Source organism: Mesorhizobium carmichaelinearum (assembly GCF_900199455.1).
GTDB lineage: Bacteria > Pseudomonadota > Alphaproteobacteria > Rhizobiales > Rhizobiaceae > Mesorhizobium > Mesorhizobium carmichaelinearum.
Genome location: NZ_FZQR01000028.1, coordinates 21,277 through 42,755, shown reverse-complemented (window position 1 = coordinate 42,755; position 21,479 = coordinate 21,277). Strand labels below are relative to the sequence as shown.

The 21,479-nt window shown below is 63.5% G+C and carries 17 protein-coding genes; 11 read left to right on the top strand and 6 right to left on the bottom strand.

Annotation, left to right across the window (positions count from 1 at the left end; genetic code table 11):
* Nucleotides 1–77: 77 nt before the first annotated feature.
* Nucleotides 78–1,097, bottom strand: a complete 1,020-nt coding sequence (locus CKW40_RS34970) for a sterol desaturase family protein (RefSeq protein WP_095204272.1) — start codon at nucleotides 1,095–1,097, stop codon at nucleotides 78–80.
* A 268-nt stretch (nucleotides 1,098–1,365) separates the two neighbouring features.
* Between CKW40_RS34970 and CKW40_RS34965 the strand changes: the two genes are divergently transcribed.
* Nucleotides 1,366–2,403, top strand: a complete 1,038-nt coding sequence (locus CKW40_RS34965) for a LacI family DNA-binding transcriptional regulator (protein WP_095204271.1) — start codon at nucleotides 1,366–1,368, stop codon at nucleotides 2,401–2,403.
* Nucleotides 2,404–2,437: 34 nt separating this feature from the next.
* Here CKW40_RS34965 and CKW40_RS34960 read toward each other — a convergent pair whose 3' ends face one another.
* The gene (locus CKW40_RS34960; RefSeq protein ID WP_095204270.1) at nucleotides 2,438–3,985 is read right to left on the bottom strand and encodes a helicase HerA-like C-terminal domain-containing protein; all 1,548 of its coding nucleotides are present in this window, start codon (nucleotides 3,983–3,985) and stop codon (nucleotides 2,438–2,440) included.
* A 314-nt stretch (nucleotides 3,986–4,299) separates the two neighbouring features.
* Here CKW40_RS34960 and CKW40_RS34955 point away from each other — a divergent pair, with 314 nt between their 5' ends.
* From CKW40_RS34955 to CKW40_RS34940, 4 genes are all read left to right on the top strand, one after another.
* The gene (locus CKW40_RS34955) at nucleotides 4,300–5,742 is read left to right on the top strand and encodes a methylmalonyl-CoA mutase subunit beta (protein ID WP_095204269.1); all 1,443 of its coding nucleotides are present in this window, start codon (nucleotides 4,300–4,302) and stop codon (nucleotides 5,740–5,742) included.
* Nucleotides 5,739–7,859, top strand: a complete 2,121-nt coding sequence (gene scpA, locus CKW40_RS34950; RefSeq protein ID WP_095204268.1) for a methylmalonyl-CoA mutase — start codon at nucleotides 5,739–5,741, stop codon at nucleotides 7,857–7,859. The genes CKW40_RS34955 and scpA overlap by 4 nt, the downstream gene beginning before the upstream one ends.
* A gap of 74 nt (nucleotides 7,860–7,933) precedes the next feature.
* Nucleotides 7,934–8,155, top strand: coding sequence for an AbrB/MazE/SpoVT family DNA-binding domain-containing protein (locus CKW40_RS34945; RefSeq protein ID WP_095204267.1), 222 nt, complete (start codon nucleotides 7,934–7,936; stop codon nucleotides 8,153–8,155).
* Nucleotides 8,152–8,541: a type II toxin-antitoxin system death-on-curing family toxin gene (locus CKW40_RS34940; protein WP_095204266.1), complete on the top strand. Its 390-nt coding sequence runs from the start codon at nucleotides 8,152–8,154 to the stop codon at nucleotides 8,539–8,541. Before CKW40_RS34945 ends, CKW40_RS34940 begins: the two co-directional genes overlap by 4 nt.
* Here CKW40_RS34940 and greA read toward each other — a convergent pair.
* Entirely contained in the window at nucleotides 8,538–9,011 is a 474-nt protein-coding gene (greA, locus tag CKW40_RS34935; protein ID WP_095204265.1) for a transcription elongation factor GreA, read from the bottom strand. The two genes, CKW40_RS34940 and greA, sit on opposite strands and share 4 nt — an antisense overlap.
* Before the next feature lie 120 nt (nucleotides 9,012–9,131).
* Between greA and CKW40_RS34930 the strand changes: the two genes are divergently transcribed.
* Nucleotides 9,132–10,508, top strand: coding sequence for a TIGR03808 family TAT-translocated repetitive protein (locus tag CKW40_RS34930; RefSeq protein WP_095204264.1), 1,377 nt, complete (start codon nucleotides 9,132–9,134; stop codon nucleotides 10,506–10,508).
* Between the two features lie 9 nt (nucleotides 10,509–10,517).
* Here CKW40_RS34930 and CKW40_RS34925 read toward each other — a convergent pair whose 3' ends face one another.
* Complete coding sequence (locus CKW40_RS34925; RefSeq protein WP_095204263.1) at nucleotides 10,518–11,522, bottom strand: asparaginase; 1,005 nt, start codon at nucleotides 11,520–11,522, stop codon at nucleotides 10,518–10,520.
* Between the two features lie 27 nt (nucleotides 11,523–11,549).
* Nucleotides 11,550–12,716, bottom strand: a complete 1,167-nt coding sequence (locus tag CKW40_RS34920) for an acetyl-CoA acetyltransferase (protein ID WP_095204293.1) — start codon at nucleotides 12,714–12,716, stop codon at nucleotides 11,550–11,552.
* Nucleotides 12,717–12,916: 200 nt separating this feature from the next.
* Between CKW40_RS34920 and betI the strand changes: the two genes are divergently transcribed.
* The 5 genes from betI to betB are packed head-to-tail and all read left to right on the top strand — an operon-like array spanning nucleotide 12,917 to nucleotide 19,200.
* The gene (gene betI / locus CKW40_RS34915) at nucleotides 12,917–13,507 is read left to right on the top strand and encodes a choline-binding transcriptional repressor BetI (protein ID WP_095204262.1); all 591 of its coding nucleotides are present in this window, start codon (nucleotides 12,917–12,919) and stop codon (nucleotides 13,505–13,507) included.
* Entirely contained in the window at nucleotides 13,504–15,033 is a 1,530-nt protein-coding gene (betC, locus tag CKW40_RS34910; protein ID WP_095204261.1) for a choline-sulfatase, read from the top strand. The genes betI and betC overlap by 4 nt, the downstream gene beginning before the upstream one ends.
* The gene (locus tag CKW40_RS34905; protein WP_179298230.1) at nucleotides 15,030–16,034 is read left to right on the top strand and encodes a threonine/serine dehydratase family protein; all 1,005 of its coding nucleotides are present in this window, start codon (nucleotides 15,030–15,032) and stop codon (nucleotides 16,032–16,034) included. Before betC ends, CKW40_RS34905 begins: the two co-directional genes overlap by 4 nt.
* A complete protein-coding gene (betA, locus tag CKW40_RS34900) occupies nucleotides 16,027–17,679 on the top strand; it encodes a choline dehydrogenase (RefSeq protein ID WP_095204259.1) in 1,653 nt (550 codons plus the stop codon). Before CKW40_RS34905 ends, betA begins: the two co-directional genes overlap by 8 nt.
* 57 nt (nucleotides 17,680–17,736) lie before the next feature.
* Entirely contained in the window at nucleotides 17,737–19,200 is a 1,464-nt protein-coding gene (gene betB / locus CKW40_RS34895) for a betaine-aldehyde dehydrogenase (RefSeq protein WP_095204258.1), read from the top strand.
* A 7-nt stretch (nucleotides 19,201–19,207) separates the two neighbouring features.
* Here betB and CKW40_RS34890 read toward each other — a convergent pair whose 3' ends face one another.
* Complete coding sequence (locus CKW40_RS34890) at nucleotides 19,208–21,448, bottom strand: AGE family epimerase/isomerase (protein WP_095204257.1); 2,241 nt, start codon at nucleotides 21,446–21,448, stop codon at nucleotides 19,208–19,210.
* Between the last annotated feature and the right edge of the window lie 31 nt (nucleotides 21,449–21,479).

Genomic DNA, 21,479 nt, shown 5'->3' with positions numbered 1-21,479 from the left:
GGTTGCCGTCGTCAGACGGGTTAGAAAAAATTGAATTCATCTGCCGACGCGCCTCTCTCCCGTTGCGCGTCGCTAGATCAATGGTTCGCCGCGGCTTTGGCGTTCATGCGTTCCTTCTTTTTCTGGAAGCGGGCGTCCATCATGGCTTCGCCCTCTCGGGTGCCGTCGTGCCAGGTGCCGAACCACCGATCGAGCGGGATCAGCCCGTCGCCGCCATAGTTCACCTCGAAATATTTGTGGTGCAGGTAATGCGTGTAGGCGTGGCTGTTGACGGCCGTATCCTCGGTCACTTCCAGCTTGTCGAAGCCGAGATGGCCATTGACGGCGCCGAAGCCGGCGACATGCAGCTGGAACAGCGCGACGATCGGATTGGACGGGATGATCAGGTGCCAGAAGGCGACCGCGTGATAGAGGAACCCTTCCACCGGATGCATCGACAGCGACGACCAGGGCGACGGGTTGATCGAATTGTGGTGGACCGAATGGATCCAGCGATAGAGCGGTCCCCAGTGGATCAGGCGGTGGATGAAGAAGAAGTGCACCTCGTGGATGGCCGGCGCGACCAGCACCAGGGCGGCGAGGTAGACCGGATGATCCTGCCAGCCGACCCACGGCACGTAGCCATTGGCAAAGCACCAGAGAAAGATGACTTCGACCACCGTCCATAGGGGAATGGTGATGAAGAACGAGCGCATGAAATTATCGAGGTTCTGGCTCTGGAACCAGAAGACGTCGGAGGGCGCATCGGCGGGGAATTTGTGGTTGTACTTGAACCGCGTCGCCTGGGCGCGCTTGATGTAGTAGCGCAGCTCGAAAATGCCGTAGAAGACCAGGATCGCAGCGGCATTGACGGCATAGAGCCACAGCGCCCAGCCCCAGCCGATGGTCTTCATCGTCTCGACGCTCGGCACGATATAGAACCAGTACAGCAGCGCGGTGGCCATGTGGAAGGCATTCCACGGCCAGATATAGCCGGGCAGCCATGCCAGGATCTTCGGCAGCCTTGGCGGCCAGTTCCACAACGGCGCACCCTCGATGCGTCCGTTCGGCTTCCAGTCGCCGCGCTTGTCGCGCACGCCGTATTTGAGATCGTCCATGCAATCCTCCACCCGCAACGCCTTGGGATAGGCCGCACGCGCGCTGCCTCAAACCGCCTGAGGCGGTGGGCGAAAACCCGTCCGTGCTGTGCTGCTGCTATCCCTGGGCTGGCGGTGCGTCCGCCTTGCTTGCTTTTGACGAGATAAACATCTTGATCCAAAATGAATCAAGAATAGAATGTTTGTTCCAATTGGATTGTGTCATTCATATCAATCTGGCACGACAAATGATATTTTCGTATCAATTGCTACAATCGGATGAGACGAAATGGATCAGAACAAGCGGCCGACGATCAAGGATGTAGCCGCCGAGGCGAATGTTTCGGTGGCCACCGTCAACCGGGTGCTGAGCGGCGCTGGCGCCGTCCGCCAGGGCACGCGCGAGCGCGTCAAGCTGGCGGCCGAGCAGATCGGTTTCTACGGCATGGGCGCGTTGCGCAGCCGCGTGGCGGCCGCCCGACCGCGCTACCGGTTCGGTTTCCTGCTGCACCAGCCCGGCCGCGCCTTCTACCGCAACATCGCCGAGGCGCTGCGCGCGGTGGCGCCGACCATGCCCGACTGCGAGATAGAGCTGCGCACGGAGTTTCTGGACGACCTGTCGCCGCAGAATGTCGCCTCGCGGATGCTGGCGCTCGGCACCGAATGCGACGCCGTCGGCGTCGTCGCCGCGGTCCATCCCCTCGTCACCCAGGCGGTGGACACGTTGCATGCCCGCAACGTGCCGGTGTTTGCGCTGATCTCGCAGATTTCGGCGACCGGACATGTGCGCTACATCGGACTGGACAATTGGAAGGTCGGCCGCACAGCGGCCTGGGTGTTCGAGCATGTCTGCAAGGCGCCCGGCAAGCTCGGCATCCTCGTCGGCAACCACCGCTACCGCTGCCAGGAGATGAACGAGAGCGGCTTTCGCTCCTATTTTCGCGAGCACGCCCCTGGTTTCACCCTGCTCGAGCCGCTACTGACTTTTGAATCCAGCGCCATCGCGCAGGAGATGACCGAAAAGCTGCTGAACGAAAATCCCGATCTGTCCGGCCTTTATGTCGCCGGCGGCGGCATCACCGGCGCCATCGCGGCCCTGCGCTCCACCGGCAGGGCCGGCAGCCTGGTCGTTGTCGGCTATGAACTGATGGAGTCGACCCGCCCGGCGCTGCTCGACGGCACGCTGACCTTCATCATCTCGCACCCCCTCGCCCGCATCGCGCAAGAGACCCTGGCCGGCATGATCCGCGCTGTCTCAGCGCCGAACGAAAGCGGGAGTTTTACAAACATCCTGCCCTTCGAGATCTACACCCGCGAAAACATCTAGCGAGCCGCGCCCGATTCGCTGCCCTGGGCGCGGCTCAACGCCCTCGCGACAGGCTTCCCAGGATCCCGCGCACGATGGCGCGTCCGACCGACGAGCCGACCGAGCGCACCACCGACTTGATCGCGGCTTCAGCCACCGTCTGGCGATTGGAGGGGCGCGGCGCCGGTGCACGGCGGCCACCGGACTGCGGTGCGGGATCGTCATTGCCGAAGCCCGGAATGGTCCAGCGCGAACCGCCAGTGCCCGCCTGCTGCGCCTGCGCTTCGGCGTCCTGCGCCTCCTTGGTCTTCTTCTGCAGGATTTCGAAGGCCGATTCGCGGTCGATGACCTGGTCGTACTGGGCGGCGACAGGGCTCTGCGCGATCAGCTTTTGCCGCTCGGCGGGGGTTATCGGCCCGAGCCGCGACGACGGCGGACGGATCAAGGTGCGTTGAACCATGGACGGAATGCCCTTGTCTTCCAGCGTCGAGACCAGCGCTTCGCCGGTGGCGAGCTGGGTGATGGTGGTGGCACAGTCGAAATCGGGGTTGGGACGGAATGTTTCCGCCGCCGTCCTCACCGCCTGCTGCTCACGCGGCGTATAGGCGCGCAGCGCGTGCTGAACGCGGTTGCCGAGCTGGGCAAGCACTTTTTCGGGGATATCCAGGGGATTCTGCGTGACGAAATAGACGCCGACGCCTTTCGAGCGGATCAGGCGGACCACCTGTTCGACGCGGTCGATCAGCACTTTCGGCGCCTCGTCGAACAGCAGATGCGCCTCGTCGAAGAAGAACACCAGCTTCGGCTGGTTCGGATCGCCGACCTCGGGCAGTTCCTCGAACAGTTCCGACATCAGCCAGAGCAGAAAGGTCGCGTAGAGCCGCGGATTCATCATCAGCTTGTCGGCGGCGAGCACGCTGACGGCGCCCCGTCCGTCACGCGTGGTGCGCATGATGTCGGAGATGCGCAGAGCCGGCTCGCCGAAGAAGTTGGCCGCGCCCTGCTGCTCCAGCACCAGCAGTGTGCGCTGGATGGCACCTACCGATGGCTTGGTGACATTGCCGTAGCGGGCGCTGATTTCTTCGGCGCGCTCGGCGATGTTGGCAAGCAGCGCCTGCAGGTCCTTGAGATCGAGAAGCAGCAGGCCCTCTTCATCGGCAATGCGGAAGGCAATGTTCATGATGCCTTCCTGCGCGTCGGTCAGGTTCATCAGCCGCGACAGGAGCAGCGGCCCCATTTCCGAAATGGTCGCGCGGATGGGATGGCCCTGCTCGCCGAACAGGTCCCAGAAGATGACCGGGAATTCCTGGAAGTCGTAGGGGTCGAGCTTGACCTGCGCGGCCCGCTTGACCAGGAAATCCTGTGCCGTGCCCATCATGGCGATACCCGACAAGTCGCCCTTGATATCGGCGCAGAACACCGGCACGCCGGCATTCGAAAAGCCTTCGGCCAGGATCTGCAAGGAGACGGTCTTGCCAGTGCCGGTGGCACCGGTCACCAGGCCATGGCGATTCCCGTACTGCAGCAGCAATTGCTCGGGGCGCTGATAGCTGTCGTCGGGCTTGCGGCTGGCGCCGATGAAAATACTGGTGTCGTCAGCCATATCCAGGGTCTCCGCAAACTGATGTGTCAAAAGCCAGCCTTTGCCCGAAGGTATAGTGAGGCTGTTGCACAGCGACAATGCCAATTGTCCAAAGCGGGGCCGATCGTCTCAATCGGGCCTATCGCCGAAATCGGATTCTGGAACTTGCGGATTTTGCTGGTGTTTGGCAATCGTTCATGGTTCGTCCACATGGGTCGACCTATATATCGGGGATCGAATCCGGCCCTCGCGATTGCATTGCATTGCGGTAATGAACCGGGAACCGTAGACTGATGCTGATGGCTGGTGCGGCCGCATGAAAACGAGGAAGATGAATGGGCGCCGGAGCCTTGACTAGGGATGCTGAACCTGTGAACGCGGAGCGCCAGCGTTGGCTGGCCTTGGCGGAAAAGGCGTTGGCCGGCGCATCCTTCGAGGAAAAGCTGGTTTCGCACACCGACGACACCATCCGCATCGAACCGCTCTATGAGCGTGCGAGCGGGGCCGAGCCGATCGTGCGCGCGAATCCCCGATCGCCCTGGATCGTCAGCCAGCGCGTCGACGATCCTGATGTCGATCGCGCCAAGGCGCAGGTCCTGGACGATATCGCGCAGGGCGCGACGGGACTGTCGCTTGTCTTCGAAGGTGCTCCTAACGCATTTGGCTACGGTCTGCCGAGAACCGCGCAGGCGCTGGAGACGGTGCTGGAGGGCGTCCCCCTCAACCGGATCCAGATCCGCATCGACACCCATCCGTGGAGCCGCCCCATGGCCGACTGGCTGGTGGCGTTCCTGAGCAAGCGCCGCTCCGACCCGGCAAAGCTCAATCTGTCCTTCGGCATCGACCCGGCGGCGATCCTTGCGGGCACCGGCCGGCTGCGCATGTCGATCGAGGCGCTGCAGGAATCGATGCCGCAATCGCTGGCGCATTTCTTCTCGATGGGCGTTCCCGGCGTGCTTTTGGAAGCAGACGGTCGCGTCTTCCACAATGCCGGCGCCACGGAGGCGCAGGAGCTCGGCATCATGCTGGCTTCGGCGGTCTCATATCTCAGAATGTTCGAGAAGGCGCGGCAGCCGCTCGTCTATGCCGCACCGCATATCGGCTTCGCGCTCAGCGTCGACCAGGACCAGTTCCTGTCGACGGCCAAGGTCAGGGCGCTGCGCAGGCTCTGGGCACGGGTGCAGGAGACCTGCTCGATCCCCAACTCCACGGCCAACATCCATGCCGAGACTTCTTTTCGCATGATGACGGCACTGGACCCGGAGACCAACATTCTGCGCACGACGATCGGCTGTTTCGCCGCGGCGGCGGGGGGAGCCGATTCGATCTCCATCCTGCCGCACACGATCGCGCACGGCCTGCCGGCGCCTTTTGCCCGCCGCGTCGCACGCAACGCGCAGCTGATCATGGCCAATGAAAGCCATGTCGACCATGTCGCCGATCCCGCCTATGGGTCCGGCGCGGTCGAAGCGCTGACGTCAGACCTTTGCGAAGCCACCTGGGCGGAGCTGCAGACGATCGAGGCCGAGGGAGGTGTGCTGTCCAGCCTTCGGGACGGACATATCCAGACACGCGTTCGCGCCGCGGCCGCTCGCCGCGACGCCGCCTTCAAGGCCGGCGAGCGGGCCATTATCGGCACCACGCTCTATCCGCAGAAGACCGAGCGTCCGGTCGAGACACTGGACGCGGTTCAGCGGCCCGCTTTCACCGAAGGCGTCGTCCTGTGCGAACCGCTGTTTCCGGTCCGCATCGACCAATCCATCGGGGCAGCCTCTTGATCCCGGATTTCAGTCAGATCGGCTGGGCGCCGCCGCGCCGCGGACCGGTCGAGGTCAAGGGCCAGCGGACGACGCCGGAAGGCCTTATCGTCAAGCATCTCTACAATCAGGGCGACCTCAAGGGCCTGCCGCATCTCGACACCTATCCGGGCCTGCCGCCCTTCGTGCGTGGCCCCTACCCGACCATGTATGTGCAGCAGCCCTGGACGATCCGGCAATATGCCGGTTTCTCGACGGCCGAGGAATCCAACGCCTTTTACCGGCGCAATCTTGCCGCCGGCCAGAAAGGCCTGTCGGTCGCCTTCGATCTCGCCACGCATCGCGGCTATGACAGCGACCACCCGCGCGTTGCCGGTGATGTCGGCATGGCGGGCGTCGCCATCGATTCGATCCTCGACATGCGACAGCTGTTCGACGGCATTCCGCTCGGCGACATGACGGTATCTATGACGATGAACGGCGCGGTGCTGCCGATCATGGCGCTCTACATCGTCGCGGCGGAGGAACAGGGCGTCGCGCAGAAGGATCTGGCCGGAACCATTCAGAACGACATTCTGAAGGAGTTCATGGTCCGCAACACCTACATCTATCCGCCAAAGCCCTCGATGCGGATCGTTTCGGACATCTTCTCCTACACGTCGAAGAACATGCCGAAGTTCAATTCGATATCGATCTCCGGCTATCACATGCAGGAAGCCGGCGCGACCGCCGACCTGGAGCTCGCCTACACGATCGCCGACGGCATCGAATACGCCCGCGCCGGCGTCGCGGCGGGCCTCGACATCGACCGCTTCGCGCCGCGCCTGTCCTTCTTTTGGGCGATCGGCATGAATTTCTTCATGGAAGTCGCCAAGCTCAGGGCCGCGCGCCTGCTGTGGGCGACTCTGATGAAGAAGAATTTTGCGCCGAAAGACGAGCGCTCGCTGTCGTTGCGCACCCATTGCCAGACGTCCGGCTGGTCGCTGACGGCGCAGGACCCGTACAACAACATCATCCGCACCATGATCGAGGCGATGGCCGCGACGCAGGGGCATACCCAGTCGCTGCACACCAACTCCTTCGACGAGGCGATGGCGCTGCCGACCGACCATTCGGCGCGCATCGCCCGCAACACGCAGCTCATCCTGCAAAAGGAATCCGGCACGACGCGCATCATCGACCCGTGGGGCGGATCGGCCTATCTCGAACGGTTGACGCACGATCTGGCGGCGCGCGCGCTGAGCCATATCGAGGAGGTCGAGGCTCTCGGTGGCATGGCCGCAGCGACCGAACAGGGCATTCCGAAGCTGCGCATCGAGGAAGCGGCGGCGCGCACGCAGGCGCGCATCGATTCCGGCGAGCAGATGCTGGTCGGCGTCAACGCGCATCGCCCCGAGAACGACATCGAGGTCGATGTGCTGAAGATCGACAATGCCGAGGTCAGGGCCCGGCAATTGTCGAAGCTGCAGCGGCTGAAGGGCACGCGCGAGGTTACCGCCGTCGAAAGCGCGCTCGATGCGCTGACCCGCGCTGCACAGGGCAATGAAAACCTGCTGGAGTTCGCCATCCGCGCCGCGCGGGCCAATGCGACAGTCGGCGAGATTTCGTTTGCACTCGAAAGAGCCTTTGGCCGCCACGTCGCGACAGTGCAGACCATTTCCGGCGTCTACCGCAAGGCGCTTGGCGACAGTCCCGTGGTCGACGGGCTGCAGGACAAGCTCGCGGCTTTCGAGAAGAAAAACGGCGGCAAGCCGCGCATCCTCGTTGCCAAGATGGGACAGGATGGCCACGACCGTGGGCAGAAGGTGATCGCCACGGCCTTCGCCGATCTCGGCTTCGATGTCACAGTCGGCGCGATGTTCCAGACACCGGAAGAGATTGCGAAACTGGCGGTCCAGCATGACGTCCATATTATCGGCGCCTCATCGCTGGCAGCAGGACACCTGACGTTGATCCCCGAATTGCGCGACGCGCTGAAAAAGCTCGGCCGCGGCGACATGCTGATCGTGGCCGGCGGCGTCATCCCGCCGCAGGATTATGAGGCGGTTCTGCAAGCCGGGGCGGCGGAAATCTTCCCGCCGGGGACGGTTATTCCAGAAGCTGCGGATCGGCTGATGGATAGGTTGTTGTCAACCTAATAGACTTGTTATAATCCTTGTTGCAACATGCCGCCAATCGGGTTATAATTGGCGTTGCAACAGGATAATCCGTCATGAACACGACCATTCGCAAGATCGGCAATTCCGAAGGTGTGATCCTGCCGAAGGAACTGCTTGAACGTCTGAACATGAAGACGGGCGATCAGCTTCAGATCGTCGAAACGGACAAGGGCATTGCCCTTGAACCGATGGACGACAGTTTCGAGCGGCAAATGGAAGCTGCTCGCAAGGTCATGGACAAATACAAGGTCGCGCTTCAGAAGCTGGCCGAATGAGTTGGGAGTTCCTCACCCGGCGCGCGGTCGAAGCAATGCATGCCGAGCAATTGCGCAGGCATGGCGGAGCGCAAGGCTTGAGAGATGAAAACGCTCTCGAATCCGCGCTCGCCCGTGCCGAGAACAAGGCCAATTATGGAGATCCTACGATCGAGGATCTTGCAGCCGCCTATGTCTTCGGTATTGCCAGGAACCATGCCTTTGTCGATGGCAACAAGCGGACTGCCATCGTGGCCGCTGGCGCATTTTTGATCGTGAACGGCCATGTCCTGACAGCCGACAACGGCACGCTTTACGAGTTCGTCATGGCTATCGCTTCAGGGGAAATCGACGAAGCCGGCGCCGCTGCATTCTTCCGCGACCATGTCGTCAAGCTTGACGATTAGCTCTCTGACAGCTTGACGATTTCCCATTCCTTGCCGTTGACCGCAGCCACATCGCCGACCTTCTTGCCGAACAAGGCGACGGCCATCGGCGAAACATGCGAAATGCTGCCCTTGGTGGGATCGGCCTCGTCCTCGCCGACGATCTTCCAGTGCACCTTCTTGCCGTCATCGCCCTCCAGCGTGACGCCCATGCCGAAGCGGACGACGTCGCTGCCGGGTTCCGGTACGGAAAGCTCGGCGTTTTCGCGCCGGGCGGTCCAATAGCGCAAATCCCGCGACACGACCGCGATGCGCTCGCGGTCAGCTTTCTTCTCGGCTTTCGCCAGAATATCGCGCAGATCGGCCAGATTGTCTTCGATCTGCGCCAGGCCGCGCTCGGTCACGAGATTGCGGTGCGTGCTGATCGGCCGCTCACCAACACCAGCAATGGCATTCTCGCTGTCTTCTTCGCGGGTAAAAGCTCTGCTCATTGCCTGAACTTAGGCGCCAAGCGGCGGCTCGACAAGCCATTGTCGATACCGCGCGAAGGAGAACACAAAGTCTGGCACGATTCCTGCGCTGTCACGGCTGAACCCTGGGATTCTGTGCCGATGTTGAACAGACGAACGCTGCTGACTGGAACCGCCGGCTTTGCCGTCATGGGTCTCGCGCTCGGCAAGGCGGCGGCAGCCAGCCTGACCGGTATCGAAAAAGCCTCGATGCGTGGCTCGATCAATGCCACCGAACTTGGCGTGCAGCCCGGCACATTCGACGACCAGAGCAAGGCCTTCGCCAAGCTGCTGCGTGACGCGAACGATCGCGACATACCGGTGTTCCTGCCGGCGGGCACCTATGTGGTGTCCAATCTCTCGCTGCCCAGCCGTGCGCGTCTTTCCGGAGTGCCGGGGGCCACGCGGATCGTCTATGGCGGCGACGGTCACCTCTTCATGGCCGAACAGGCCGACCATATCGAACTCAGCGGGCTGGTCTTCGACGGTTCGAACCGCTCGATGGGCGACTATGCGCAAGGGCTGCTCGAACTGCGCCGGGTCGGCCATCTCGTTGTCGACAATTGCCAGATAACCGGCAGCGGCAAGAACGGGCTGGCGCTGGAACACGCGGCGGGCCGTATCGAACGCTCCGACATATCGGGCGCGGCCGACGCCGGCATCTATTCGGTCGAGGCGGCTGGACTGGCGGTCACAGGCAACACCGTTTCGGACTGCGCTAATGGCGGCATCCTGGTGCATCGCTGGCAGGCGGCCGAAGACGGCACGATGGTTACCGGCAACCGTGTCGAACGCATCGGCGCGCGCAGCGGCGGGACCGGCCAGAACGGCAATGGCATCAATGCCTTCCGCGCCGGCAACGTCATCATTTCGGGCAACGTCGTTTCGGACTGCGCTTTCTCGGCGATCCGTGCCAACAGTTCCAGCAATCTGCAGATTTCAGGCAACACCTGCTCGCGCTCGGGCGAGACCGCGGTCTATTCCGAATTCTCCTTCGAGGGCGCCGTCATCAGCAACAACATCGTCGACGGCGCGGCCAACGGCATCTCGATCGTCAACTTCAACGAAGGCGGTCGCATGGGTGTCTGCTCCGGCAACATCGTGCGCAATCTGTCGACCAGCGGCCCCTACACCGCCGATCCGCCCGGCTTCGGCGTCGGTATCGCCGTCGAGGCCGACACCATCGCCTCCAACAATGTCATCGAGAATGCGCCGCTCTACGGCATGTCGATCGGCTGGGGGCCGTATCTGCGCAATGTGGTAGCCACCGGCAACATCATCCGCAAGGCGGGCACCGGCATAGTCGTCAGCGTGGTCGAGGGCGCCGGCACGGCCGTCATCTCCGACAATGTCATCGATGGCGCGTTGAACGGCGCCGTCATCGGCCAGCGATGGGCCGAGCCGGTGACGTCAGACCTGACTCAGTTAAGCAACAGCGGCTTTGCGCATCTGACGGTCGAGCGCAACCGCGTCAGTTGAGGGCAGTTTTCAATTCAAGGCTGGTGTCGGCCTCAGCGCCCCAACCTTGGCGCCGATCCGGCTTTCAATCGGCGCGTTCGCCAGTTCGATGAGCTTCGCCGCCACCGCCTCGTCGGCACGCAACAGCCTGGCAAGGACGGCGGCAGCCATGGCCTCGCCAGCGCGGCCGGCGCCATCATCGCATTTGATCGCGATGCCGAGGCCAAGTTCAGGTATCGCGCTGCAGTGGACACCTTCGGCGCCGCCTTTCGCAAAAATCCGGCTCGGTGCGACCTCCATCAAGGCGACATCGGCGCGGCCGGTGCCGGCGACAAAGAAGGGCTCTGCCATGCAGGCGGAGAGTAAGCGCTTCGCGGCCTTCGCGCGCTCTGGACCAAAACCGTTTGTCGTCGCCATGCGGGCAAAGCCCAGCGCGAAACTTCTGAGTGGCACCGCATAGGTCGGGATCGAGCAGCCATCGGTTGCCCGCTCATCGGCGCCATGGACAGCGCCGGTGACCGATTGCATGGCGTCGCGCAGCATCTCCTGCAGGCCGTGGCCCGCCTTGACGTAGCCGCGGTGCGCAATGCCGGAGTGGACGCAGGTGCAGAGGAAGCCGGAATGCTTACCTGAGCAGTTGTTGTGCAGCGCATTGGGCAAATCGCCAGTGCGGGCGAGTGCAATCTCGGCGTCGTGGTTTGAAGGCCAATGCGCGCCGCATTCAAGCGCTGACTTGTCCAACCCGGCCTTGGCCAGCATGGAGCGCGCCAGTTCGACATGCGCCGGCTCGCCCGAATGCGAGGCACAGGCCAGCGCCAGCTCGCGGTTGCCGAAGCCGTAGGCATCGGCAGCACCCGTTTCGACCAGCGGCAAGGCCTGGATGGCCTTGACCGCCGAGCGCGGAAACACAGGCTTCGAGGTGTCGCCGATCTCCAGGACCGGCTTGCCGTCGGCATCGAAGACAGCGACGGCACCGCGATGCACACTCTCGACGATCGTGCCGCGCAGAACCTCGATCAGAACCGGATTTGCCATGCCACCTCCAACGAATGCTGGGGCGGTTTACCTGATCCGGTCGAGAATGGAAACGTAGTTGGCGACCGCAGCCCCACCCATGTTGAAGATGCCGCCAAGCTTCGCGCCCGGCACCTGGATGCCGCCGGCTTCGCCGACAAGCTGCATGGCGGTCAAGACATGCATGGAGACGCCGGTGGCGCCGATCGGATGGCCCTTGGCCTTGAGCCCACCGGAGGGATTGACCGGCAGGCGGCCGTCCTTTGCTGTCGTGCCGTCCAGCGCCAGTTTGGCGCCCTCGCCCGGCTTGGCCAGGCCCATCGCCTCGTATTCGATCAGCTCGGCAATGGTGAAGCAGTCATGCGTCTCGACGAAGGACAGATCGTCGAGCGTCACGCCGGCGTTCTTCAGCGCCCGGGTCCAGGCCTGCTCGCAGCCTTCGAAGGACAGGATGTCGCGCTTCGACATTGGCAGAAAATCCTGCACATGCTCGTTGGCGCGGAAGGCGACCGCACGGCGCATCTTCAGCGCTGTTGCCGTGTCGGCAAGGATCAGAGCCGCAGCACCGTCGGAGACCAGCGAACAGTCGGTGCGCTTCAGCGGGCCAGCGACGAAGGGATTCTTCTCGCTCTCTTGCCGGCAGAATTCATAGCCGAAATCCTTGCGCATCTGCGCATAGGGGTTGTCGACGCCGTTCTTGTGGTTCTTGGCGGCGATCATGGCGAGCGCATCGGACTGGTCGCCATAGCGCTGGAAATAGGCCTGCGCGATCTTGCCGAAGACGCCAGCGAAGCCCGCAGGCGTCTCGCCGTCCTCGGGCAGATAGGACGCTTTCAGCAGGTTCTTGCCGATTTCCGGACCGGGCGTCGTCGTCATCTGTTCGGCGCCGACCACCAGCACGATGCGGGCCGCGTTGGCGTCGATAGCGCGGATGCCTTGCCGGACCGCCGCCGATCCGGTGGCGCAAGCATTTTCGACACGCGTCGCCGGCTTGAAGCGCAGCCGGTCGTCGGCCTGAAGCACCAGGCTGGCGGTGAAATCCTGTGCCGAAAAGCCGGCGTTGAAATGGCCAAGCACGATCTCGTCGACTTCGTCCGGGCCGATGCCGGCATGGTCGAGCGCGTCCGTCGCGACCTTGACGATCAGGTTTTCGAGCGTCTCGCCCTCGAGCTTGCCGAAGCGCGAATGCGCCCAGCCGACGATGCATGCGGTCATGGCGGTCTCCATCCTTGGCGCCAGCCTAGCATACCAGGCTCATGGCGCACTTCGCCTTTATTGTTCAAATGTAAACATTCTCACCCAGGCCGTGAAGGGCCGCAAGCCGACAATCGCTTGGTACAGGTCGTGGTCGTGTCGATTTTTTGTTGATTGACCCGTCAATAAAAAATAATCTCCGCGCATAAATCGGGAACAGCATGCCGAAAGTCGGAATGGAGCCACTGCGCCGCAAGGCGCTCATCGACGCGACGATCTCTGCGATCGGCGAGCGCGGTTCTTTGGACGTGACCATGTCCGAGATAGCCGGCCGCGCCGGTGTGTCCTCCGCACTTGCCCATCATTATTTCGGCGCCAAGGACGAATTGCTGCTGGCGACGATGCGCCACATCTTGGCCGAGCTGACCGCGGACACACTTCGCGCCCTTGGTTCCGCGACGACTCCTCGTCAGCGCGTCTCCGCCGTTGTAGCCGTCAATTTCTCCGATCTCCAATTCCAGCCGGAAACCATTGCTGCCTGGCTCGCCTTCTATGTCGAGGCGCAGAAATCATCGGCTTTGCGCCGGTTGCTCAGGGTCTATGCAAGACGGCTGCATTCGAATCTGATGAGCGGGCTGGCCGGCATCCTGCCCAGGGCCGAGGCCGACCGTGCCGCCGAAGCGACAGCGGCGATGATCGACGGGCTCTACATCAGGCGTGCGCTGAAGGACGGCGTGCCCGACGCCGCGACCGCGATCGCGCTGGTCGAGGACTATCTCGAAACCAAACTCGGCGAGCGGCACAAACAGTGACAGTCAAGCGGCCCAATTTCCTGATCGTCATGGTCGATCAGCTCAACGGGACTTTTTTTCCCGATGGCCCGGCAGGCTTCCTGCATGCGCCGCATCTGAAGGCGCTCGCGGCGCGTTCGGCCCGATTCAAGAACAACTACACCGCCTCACCGCTCTGCGCGCCAGGGCGCGCCTCGTTCATGAGCGGCCAGTTGCCATCGCGCACCGAGGTCTATGACAACGCCGCCGAATTCGCCTCGTCGATCCCGACCTTTGCCCATCATTTGCGCGCCGACGGCTACCACACCGTGCTGTCGGGCAAGATGCATTTTGTCGGCCCCGACCAGATGCATGGGTTCGAGGAGCGGCTGACCACCGACATCTATCCCGCCGATTTCGGCTGGACACCGGACTACCGCAAGCCTGGCGAGCGCATCGACTGGTGGTATCACAATCTGGGTTCGGTGACCGGCGCCGGCGTCGCCGAGATCTCGAACCAGATGGAGTATGACGACGAGGTCGCCTTCCACGCGGTGCAGAAGCTCTACGACTTCGCCCGCGTCTCCGACGATGCCGCGCACCGGCCCTGGTGCCTGACCGTTTCCTTCACCCATCCGCACGATCCCTATGTGGCGCGGCGGCGGTATTGGGATCTTTACGAGGATTGCCCGGCTCTGGAGCCAGAGATCGGTTCCATCCCGTACGACAAGCAGGATCCGCATTCGCAGCGGCTCTACAAGGCTTCCGACTACGACAGTTTCGACATCACGGCAGAACAGATCCGCCGCTCGCGGCGCGGCTATTTCGCCAACATCTCCTACCTCGATGACAAGGTCGGCGAGTTGCTGTCGGTGCTCGAGCGCACGCGCATGCTCGACGACACGATCATCCTGTTCTGCTCGGACCATGGCGACATGCTCGGCGAACGTGGCCTGTGGTTCAAGATGTGCTTCTTCGAGGGCTCGGCGCGGGTGCCGTTTATGATCGCCGGCAAGGGCGTTCCCGCCGGCCTGATCGAGGCGCCGGTCTCCAACCTCGACGTGACGCCGACGCTGTGCGATCTCGCCGGCATCGACATGGGCGCGATCGCGCCATGGACCGACGGTCAGTCGCTGCTGCCGCTGCTGAATGGGAAGCCACGCACCGCGCCGGTGCTGATGGAATATGCCGCCGAAGGCTCCAACGCACCGTTGGTGGCAATCCGCGACGGCCGCTACAAGTTCGTCCATTGCGAGATCGACCCGTCACAACTCTATGATATCGAATCCGATCCACACGAGCTGAACAATCTCGCCGCCGATCCGGCGCATGCGGATCTGGTGGCGGCTTTCCTGGAAAAGGTGCGCGCGCGCTGGGACATGGCGGCCTTCGACGCCGCCGTGCGTGCCAGCCAGGCACGGCGCTGGGTAGTCTACCCGGCGCTGCGCAACGGCACGCACTACCCCTGGGAATTCCAGCCGCTGCAGAAGGCTTCCGAACGCTACATGCGCAACCACATGGATCTCAACGTGCTCGAAGAGCAGAAACGGTTCCCGCGAGGCGAATGATGGCAGACCTTCTCGTCCCTTCGCTGGCCCATCTCAAACAGGCCTATGCCGTCACCTCCCGGGCGACGCAGATCACGCCGCTGCTGGAATCGACAGCACTGGCCAGGGAGACGGGTGCTGCCCGCGTCTTCATCAAGCCGGAATCGCTGCAATGGGCGGGATCCTTCAAGATACGCGGCGCCTATTGGCGGCTGAAGCGGCTTTCGGCCGACGAGGCGAGGAAGGGCGTCGTCGCCTATTCCTCCGGCAATTTCGCGCAAGGGCTGGCCGCTGCCGGGCAAGCGCTCGGCATTCCGGTCACCATCGTCATGCCGATCGACGCGCCGGCCGCCAAGCGCGACGCGACGGCGGGCTATGGCGCGCGCGTCGTGCTGACCGACCACGGCGATCGCGCGCGTGAAGAGGTCGCCGCCGCCAAGGCGCGCGAGATCGCCGAGACCGAAGGGCTGGCCTTGCTGCATCCCTTCGACGATCCGGAGATCGTCGCCGGCCAGGCGGGTGCCGGCCTCGAAGCGCTCGACCAGCTTGAGGCCAAGGACGCCAGCGCTGATCTGTTGTTCTGCTCGGTCGGCGGCGGCGGGTTGATCGGCGGCGTTTCGCTCGCCTTCCACTATCTGTCGCCCGCGACCGAGATCATCGGCGTCGAGCCGGAAGGTTTCAATGGCATGGGCTCGTCGCTGGCGCATGGCAGCATCGAGACCATGCCGATCGGCCCAAAATCGATCTGCGACGGGCTGATGTCGCGACGACCGGGCGACGCGCCGTTCGCGGCGGTCAAGACCGCCGGCGTTCGCGGCGTCACTGTCGACGACGCCTCGGTGCGCAAAGCCATGCGGATCGCCTTCGAGCGCATGAAGTTGGTGCTCGAGCCATCGGGCGCGGCGTCGCTGGCGGCGCTGCTTGGCGGCAAGGTGAATGTGGCGGGTAAGACCGTCCTTATTGTGGCTACCGGCGGCAATGTCTCGCTCGCCGATTTTATGGCGCATATGAACCATGCTTGAAGCGGATTTCGTCATCATCGGCTCCGGCTCGGCCGGCTCGGCCATGGCCTATCGCCTGTCGGAGGACGGCAAGAACTCGGTCATCGTCATCGAATTCGGCGGCAGCGATATCGGGCCGCTGATCCAGATGCCGTCGGCGCTGTCGATCCCGCTCAATATGAGCCTCTACGACTGGGGCTTCGCCAGCGAACCGGAGCCGCATCTCGGCGGCCGCGTGCTGGCGACGCCGCGCGGCAAGGTCATCGGCGGCTCGTCCTCGATCAACGGCATGGTCTATGTGCGCGGCCATGCCCGCGACTTCGACCACTGGGCCGAAGAAGGTGCGACGGGTTGGGGCTTCGCCGACGTGCTCCCCTATTTCAAGCGCATGGAGGACAATGACGGCGGCGAGGATGGCTGGCGCGGCCACGGCGGGCCGCTGCACGTCCAGCGCGGCTCGCGCAAAAATCCACTCTACGGCGCCTTCGTCGAAGCGGGCCGCCAGGCCGGCTTCGAACTAACCGACGACTATAACGGCTCCAAGCAGGAAGGCTTTGGGCCGATGGAGCAGACCATAAGCGGCGGCCGTCGCTGGTCGACGGCATCGGCCTATCTGAAGCCAGCTCTCAAACGCAAGAATGTTAGCCTGGTCAAGGGTTTCGCCCGCCGGGTGATCATCGAGAATCAACGCGCCGTTGGCGTCGAGATCGAAGCTCATAAACAGATTCAGGTCGTTAAGGCGCGACGCGAGGTGATCATTGCCGCCTCGTCAATCAACTCGCCAAAAATCCTGATGCTGTCCGGCATCGGGCCTGCCGAGCATTTGCGCGAAAACGGCATCGCCGTGGTGGCCGACCGGCCCGGTGTCGGCGGCAATCTGCAGGACCATATGGAGCTTTATATCCAGCAGGAATCGACCAAGCCGATCACGCTGAATTCCGTGCTGAACCCGTTCTCCAAGGCACTGATCGGCGCGCAGTGGCTGTTCTTCAAATCGGGCCTCGGCGCCACCAACCATTTCGAGGCGGCCGCCTTCGTGCGCTCGCGCGCCGGTGTCGATTATCCCGACATCCAATATCACTTCATTCCGGCGGCGGTGCGCTATGACGGCAAGGCGGCGGCGAAGTCGCATGGCTTCCAGGCGCATGTCGGACCGATGCGGTCGAAGTCGCGCGGCTCGGTGACGCTGCGCTCGCCGGACCCGAAAGCGAAGCCGGTGATCCGCTTCAATTACATGTCGCATCCGGACGACTGGACGGAGTTCCGCCACTGCATCCGGCTGACCCGCGAGATCTTCGGCCAGTCGGCCTTCGACGCCTATCGCGGCCAGGAGATTTCGCCGGGCAGCCATGTGCAATCGGACGACGATCTCGACGTCTTCATTCGCGACCATGCCGAGAGCGCCTACCACCCCTGCGGCACCTGCAAGATGGGCCGCGCCGACGACCTGATGAGTGTCGTCGATCCGGAATGCCGGGTCATCGGCGTCGACGGTCTGCGGGTCGCGGACTCTTCGATCTTCCCGCGCGTCACCAACGGCAATCTCAACGCACCGTCGATCATGACCGGCGAGAAGGCATCCGACCACATTCTTGGCCGCACGCCGCTGGCGCCGTCCAACCAGGAACCGTGGATCAATCCGCGCTGGCAGCTGTCCGACAGATAGGCCATGATCGTGTGACTGCACGATCCGCATGCCGCGAAAGACAATTTGGAGATTCCCATGCGCGCCCAGCCCACGGCATCGCACTATGTCAACGGACGCTATATCGACGACGAGCAAGGCGCGCCGCTGCCGGTCATCTATCCGGCAACCGGCGAGGTCATCGCCACCCTGCATTCGGCGACGCCGAATGTGCTGGAACTCGCTGTCGAGGCCGCACGAGCCGCGCAGCCTGCCTGGGCGCGGCTGAAGCCGGTCGAGCGCGGCCGCATCCTGCGCCGTGCCGCCGACATCCTGCGCGCCCGCAATGCCGACCTTGCCCGCATCGAGACGCTCGACACGGGCAAGGCGATCCAGGAGACACTGGTGGCGGACGCACCATCCGCGGCGGACTGCCTTGAATATTTCGGCGGCGCGGTCGCCGCCTACAATGGCGAGGCCGTCGACCTCGGCGGGCCCTTTGCCTATACGCGGCGTGAGGCGCTCGGCGTCTGCGTCGGCATCGGCGCCTGGAACTACCCGATCCAGATCGCCGGTTGGAAATCGGCACCGGCGCTCGCCATGGGCAATGCCATGGTGTTCAAGCCGTCGGAAAACACGCCGCTTTCGGCACTGGCGCTGGCCGAAATCTATAGCGAGGCCGGTCTGCCCGACGGGCTGTTCAACGTCGTGCAGGGCTATGGCGATGTCGGCGCCGGCCTCGTTGGCCACGATGTCGTCGCCAAGGTTTCGGTGACCGGCTCGGTGCCAACCGGGCGCAAGGTGCTGTCGCTCGCCGGCTCGAAGATGAAGCATGCGACGATGGAACTTGGCGGCAAGTCGCCGCTGATCGTCTTCGACGATGCCGACATCGAGAACGCCATCGGTGGCGCCATGCTCGGCAATTTCTACTCCACCGGCCAGATCTGCTCCAACGGCACGCGCGTCTTCGTCCAGAGCGGGATTCACGACCGCTTCATCGACCGTCTGGTCGAGCGGACCAAAAAGATCCGCATCGGCGATCCGCTTGACCCCGAAACCCAGATGGGGCCACTGGTCTCCAAGGCACAGCATGAGAAGGTGGTCGGCTATATCGAGGTCGGCAAGCAGGATGGCGCCACACTGGCCTGCGGCGGCAATGTGCCCTCGCTGCAAGGTTTTGACGGCGGCTTCTTCGTCGAGCCGACAGTGTTCACCGGTGTCACCGACAATATGCGCATCGCCCGTGAGGAGATTTTCGGACCGGTCATGAGCGTGCTGAAATTTGATGGCGAGGACGAGGTCATCGACCGCGCCAACGACACCGAATTCGGCCTCGCCGCCGGTGTCTTCACCCGCGACCTGCCGCGCGCCCACCGGGTCATCGCCGAGCTGCAGGCCGGCACCTGCTGGATCAACGCCTACAATCTGACGCCTGTGGAAATCCCCTTCGGCGGCTTCAAGCAATCCGGCATCGGGCGGGAAAATTCGCTGGCGGCACTGGCGCTCTATTCGCAGCTGAAATCGATCTATGTCGAGACGGGGGACGTGGCGAGCCCGTATTGAGCCAAGCTCAAGCCGCCTCCCCCGCCGTCCCATCCAAATACTGGGTCAACGCGCAGACCAGGTGATAGAAGATACTGGCCGGCACGTCCGATGCCAGCGAACGGCCGCGCTCGTCGATGCGGTCGATCCACAGGCCGAGCGGCGCCGGGTCAATGTGCCAGCGGAACAGCCGGCCGACGCGTTCCTCGATCTCCGGCTTGAGATCGGGTCCACCCGAACCATCCAGCGCAATCGCCGCCTTGACCGCTTCGGCCTGTGGCCAACTGCGCGAGATCAGGTCCAGCGGCAGCCCCTGCCGCGAGACGGCGCCATAGGCAAGGCCGGTGGCGCGGTTGAGGCCATTGGCGATGGCCGAGGCATAGAGTTTCCTGGCGAAACCACTCAATTCGGCCTGGCCGCTGCGTCCGGCGAAATCGACCAGCAGCGACGCCCATTCAAAGTGATGGCCGGGCTCGGTCCACGCGCCCTTGTCGCCGGCTGACGGCTTCCATTCATCATCGAAATATTCACCCAGCGTCCAGCTTTCCCGGTCGAAGAAATGGCTGCGGAATAGATCGATGATGCGTGCCGCGCGGCGCAGATGAGCGCGCTCGCCGGTTGCCTGATGCCAGGCCAGGAACGCTTCGAGCAGATGCATGTGCGGGTTGGAGCGCCGCTCGCCCTCTCCGTCCGATGTTTCGAGGAAGCCGGTCATGCGGCGATCCTCGAGATGGGCATCGAGGAAGGCGAAAGTTTCTTCGCCGAGCCGCAAGGCATCGGGATTGCCCGACATATGCGCATGCGCCAGCGCCAAGAGCACGCAGGAATGATCGTAGGCATCCTCGGTGGGGTCGGCGACGGAGCCATCGACATGCAGGGTGCGCACCCAACCGCCTTTGTCGGTGCGGCCATTTCTGACCATGAACTCGATGCCGTGGCTGATCAGCCGGTCGGCCGGGCCATCCCAGCCGCGCGCGCTGGCGACCGCGAAGGCATAGACCTGCCTGGCCATTGTGCGCATGCGCTTGGGCTTCATCAGCGGCGCGCGATCAAAGCCGAGCGCTTCATGGAAACCGCCATGGCGCTCGTCGACACCTGATGTCGACCACAGCGGCAAGGTCTCCTGGAACAGCCAGTGGTGGACGCGCCGCCGCCAGGCGCCGCTTTCGATGACGCGGTCATGCGCCGGCGTGAACCTGGTTTCCAGCCGGCCGGATTTTTCGAGCTGCTCGACGATCTTCTTGACGTGCTGGCTGTGGCTGACCGGCGCGACGAAAGTCGCGTCAGCGGTCGAAACGATGGCGACATCCTTCATCCCGATCGCCGACAGCAGGCGGCCATCGCTGCGGATGTAGGAGTTCTCGCAATCGATGGCGACGACATCGCCGATGACGACATTGCCGTGGTCGTCGGCCGGGCCGACGTCGAGCAGCGATTGCCAGGAGCCGAGATCGTTCCAGCGGAAGTCGGCCGGCACCATGGCAATGCCTTGCGCCCGTTCCATGATGGCATAGTCGATCGAGATCGACGGGATGGCCTCATAGAGCTCCAGCGGCATATAGAGGCCGGACAGGTCCGATGTCGCCGCCTGGTAGGCGGCTTCGGTGGCCTGCCAGATGTCGGGCTCGAAAGCGGCGAAGGCGTCACGCATGGCAGCGGCGCGAAACAGGAAGATGCCGGTGTTCCAGTAGAAGCTTTCCGCCTTGAGATAACCCTGCGCGGTCGCAAGGTCCGGCTTTTCGACGAAGCGCGTCACGTCGAAGATGCCGCCCTGCGCGCCTGCTACCTCGATATAGCCATAGCCGGTTTCGGGCTGTGTCGGTTTGATGCCGAACACGACGAGCCGGCCGGCATGCGCCGCCTCGGCGCCGGCCTCGACGCTCTGCCAGAATTGCCCCGCGGTCGATATTTCATGGTCCGACGGCACGACCAGGACCAGGCTGTCGCCAAATTCGGACAAAGTGCGCAGCGTTGCGAGTGCAATCGCGGCGGCGGTGTTGCGCCCCGTGGGTTCGAACAATGGGCCGCCGCCGGCGAGGTCGAGCCCGGCCAGGTCGGCATGGACACGATCGGCATGGCGCTCGGAGGCGATCAGGAAGATCGGCGTTTGGCCGGCCGGCCTTGCGGTCAGCCGTCGCAAGGTCTTGGCCAGCATCGAGCCGTCACCGGAAAAATCGTGAAACTGCTTGGGATTGTCCTCGCGTGACAGCGGCCAGAGCCGCGAACCGACGCCGCCGCTCATGACAAAACTGACGATGCGCTGGCTCATTCGGGTCTCGCTTGGAAGTTGGCCTGACGTA

Bases quoted from the DNA above. Each gene is read 5' to 3' on its own strand.
- CKW40_RS34930 (WP_095204264.1), top strand. From the start codon at position 9,132: ATGTTGAACAGACGAACGCTGCTGACTGGAACCGCCGGCTTTGCCGTC.
- CKW40_RS34920 (WP_095204293.1), bottom strand. From the start codon at position 12,716: ATGACCGCATGCATCGTCGGCTGGGCGCATTCGCGCTTCGGCAAGCTC.
- CKW40_RS34905 (WP_179298230.1), top strand. From the start codon at position 15,030: ATGATGGCAGACCTTCTCGTCCCTTCGCTGGCCCATCTCAAACAGGCC.
- betA (WP_095204259.1), top strand. From the start codon at position 16,027: ATGCTTGAAGCGGATTTCGTCATCATCGGCTCCGGCTCGGCCGGCTCG.
- CKW40_RS34945 (WP_095204267.1), top strand. From the start codon at position 7,934: ATGAACACGACCATTCGCAAGATCGGCAATTCCGAAGGTGTGATCCTG.
- betI (WP_095204262.1), top strand. From the start codon at position 12,917: ATGCCGAAAGTCGGAATGGAGCCACTGCGCCGCAAGGCGCTCATCGAC.
- CKW40_RS34940 (WP_095204266.1), top strand. From the start codon at position 8,152: ATGAGTTGGGAGTTCCTCACCCGGCGCGCGGTCGAAGCAATGCATGCC.
- CKW40_RS34890 (WP_095204257.1), bottom strand. From the start codon at position 21,448: ATGAGCCAGCGCATCGTCAGTTTTGTCATGAGCGGCGGCGTCGGTTCG.
- greA (WP_095204265.1), bottom strand. From the start codon at position 9,011: ATGAGCAGAGCTTTTACCCGCGAAGAAGACAGCGAGAATGCCATTGCT.
- CKW40_RS34965 (WP_095204271.1), top strand. From the start codon at position 1,366: ATGGATCAGAACAAGCGGCCGACGATCAAGGATGTAGCCGCCGAGGCG.
- CKW40_RS34955 (WP_095204269.1), top strand. From the start codon at position 4,300: ATGGGCGCCGGAGCCTTGACTAGGGATGCTGAACCTGTGAACGCGGAG.
- betB (WP_095204258.1), top strand. From the start codon at position 17,737: ATGCGCGCCCAGCCCACGGCATCGCACTATGTCAACGGACGCTATATC.
- CKW40_RS34925 (WP_095204263.1), bottom strand. From the start codon at position 11,522: ATGGCAAATCCGGTTCTGATCGAGGTTCTGCGCGGCACGATCGTCGAG.
- CKW40_RS34960 (WP_095204270.1), bottom strand. From the start codon at position 3,985: ATGGCTGACGACACCAGTATTTTCATCGGCGCCAGCCGCAAGCCCGAC.
- CKW40_RS34970 (WP_095204272.1), bottom strand. From the start codon at position 1,097: ATGGACGATCTCAAATACGGCGTGCGCGACAAGCGCGGCGACTGGAAG.